Genomic DNA, 1,999 nt, shown 5'->3' with positions numbered 1-1,999 from the left:
ACCATCTCCAGTCGGGTCAGGTCGCGGACCGCGGCCAGGACGTGGGTGGAGTCGGTGCGTTGTGTAGTGCGCTCGCGTACCAGGCCGGCCTCCTTGAGGCGGGCCAGGGCGAGGTCGAGGAGGCGGTCGGCGCGGTCGCCCTCGGTGAGACGGTCGCGGAAGTCGGCTAGCACGCTGTGGTGGAAGCCGGGGTCGTCCAGCTCCATGGCCATGGCGTATTTGAAGTCGATGCGGCAGCGCACCGCCTCGGCGGCCTGCCGGTCCAACAGACCGAGCACGAACTGCAGGACGCAGACGGTGGCCAGCTGGGCAGGCGAGAGGCCCGGACGCCCGTCACGCGGATACCAGTCCGCGAAGTCCTCGTCACGCCACAGCCCGTCCAGGCGGTCTCTCACCCACATCGCCGCAGTGCCGCCCGGGTTGCTCGCCCTCGCGATCTGTGCGGTCAGAGGCGGGACTTGCTCACCGGAACGAGGACGGAGCGACAACGGACACCTCGACAACTGCATGGGCTCTCGGAAACACCCCGAGCATGCCCACCGATCACCCCGGCGCACTGAGAAACTCCAAGATCCCCGACAGAGTTAAGCAGAGCATGCGACGAAGTAGACGGAGCGACCGAAGCGACGCGCACAGGGACAAATGTCAATGACTGCCTGTCATGGCCGTTCTATTCTGCCGAGCTGGTACCCAACCGACGCGCCATGCTCGACAACCCCATACTCTTGCCGATCTCCCGCATCGTGGGCATCTCTCCGTGTCCGGCGGCTCACTCCCTGATGCACTGCAGGATGCGTTCTTGCTGGTCCGTGAAGCGGTCTTCCGCCGCTTTCAGCTCCCGGACCCGTTGACGCAGTTCGACCTCGGCGCAGGCGACCGGCCACACAGTCACGCAGGATAGAGCGTGAATGCCTCCCTGGGGCGCGTCCGCACCACGGTGAAGTGGCGCCTGTCGGGGCAGGACCGACAGGTAGGAGCCGTCGGGGAGTTCGGTGAACACCGGAAGCTTGCGCCGGCAGGGAGTACGGAAGATCAGGTGGGCGCCGGTGCGAACGATCTGCGACACCTGCGGAAAGCCGGTGAAGTACCGGTCGGCCAGCACCAGCATGCCCCGGCGCACTGCCCCGGTCTGCATGAGCTTGTCCAGCAGCGGCAGTTCGCCGACCGACCACGGTCCCCAGACCGCCTCCAGCACCGCCCGCGTCCCACTGGCGATCAACATGAGCACTCGTATCTGCGGATACCGTCCGGAGCCGAAGCGGCCGCGCGGCGGGTCGCCGAACGCCTTCCGGTTGGCCGGGGTGTCGGCCACGTCCAGGCGGATGCCGTCCACCGACACCTTCAGCAGTGCCAGGTCGCATCCGAAGGCCGACATCCCCGGAGCGCCGGGATCGCTATGAGGGCCGCGCAGACGCCGAAACAGCGCCCTGAGCGGGGCAGGGCCGAGCCGACGGCGGGCCTGGACCGCGGCCGCGGTCGAAGGGATCCGCCGCGCTCCGGCCCGCAGCTGCTCCTTGAACTGCTGGAACAGCATCCGCAGCACCTCGGGATAGCCAGCGGCCGGGCACAGCCACAGAGCGAGGACGAAGTACAACGTCACACGGGCCGGCAGGGCACGCACCCGCCGTTCCCGGCGCCCGCAGTCGGCGATCACCTGATCCACGAGCTCGGGAGACAGCAACTGTGGTAGGGCTCCCAGACCGAGATCATCTAAAGGATGAGGAGAGCCCGATGGCTTCAGCCTCACTCGGGCAGCGGGAACGGTGACAGGATGAGCAGACACGGGAGCCTCGGCACGGACGCGGTCTTCTTGGTCGAAAACCAGTCCTGCCGGGGCCCCTGTATGCCGTCAATCCCCCGAAAGGGCAGTTAACTTACCGGCGTTGCGTCATATCCGCCACCCAGAGCTGGTCCGGGCGGGAGGCTGTGAAGTCACGGTCGACCAGATCCGGCGGGCGGCAAGAGCGTCGCCCCGGCCCCGCTGGAGAACTGGCTCCGC

The 1,999-nt window shown here is 67.6% G+C and carries 2 protein-coding genes; both read right to left on the bottom strand.

Translation table 11 applies throughout. The features are described 5' to 3' along the window. A partial coding sequence (locus tag ABZZ74_RS53900; protein WP_356951411.1) for a transposase occupies nt 1-401 on the bottom strand: 401 nt, incomplete at its 3' end. Between the two features lie 368 nt (nt 402-769). Then, entirely contained in the window at nt 770-1,747 is a 978-nt protein-coding gene (locus ABZZ74_RS53895) for a transposase domain-containing protein (protein WP_356951410.1), read from the bottom strand. Nucleotides 1,748-1,999: the final 252 nt, after the last annotated feature.

It is taken from the genome of Streptomyces sp. NPDC006476 (assembly GCF_040612015.1).
GTDB lineage: Bacteria > Actinomycetota > Actinomycetes > Streptomycetales > Streptomycetaceae > Streptomyces > Streptomyces griseorubiginosus_B.
This window is presented reverse-complemented; position numbering and strand designations above follow the sequence as displayed.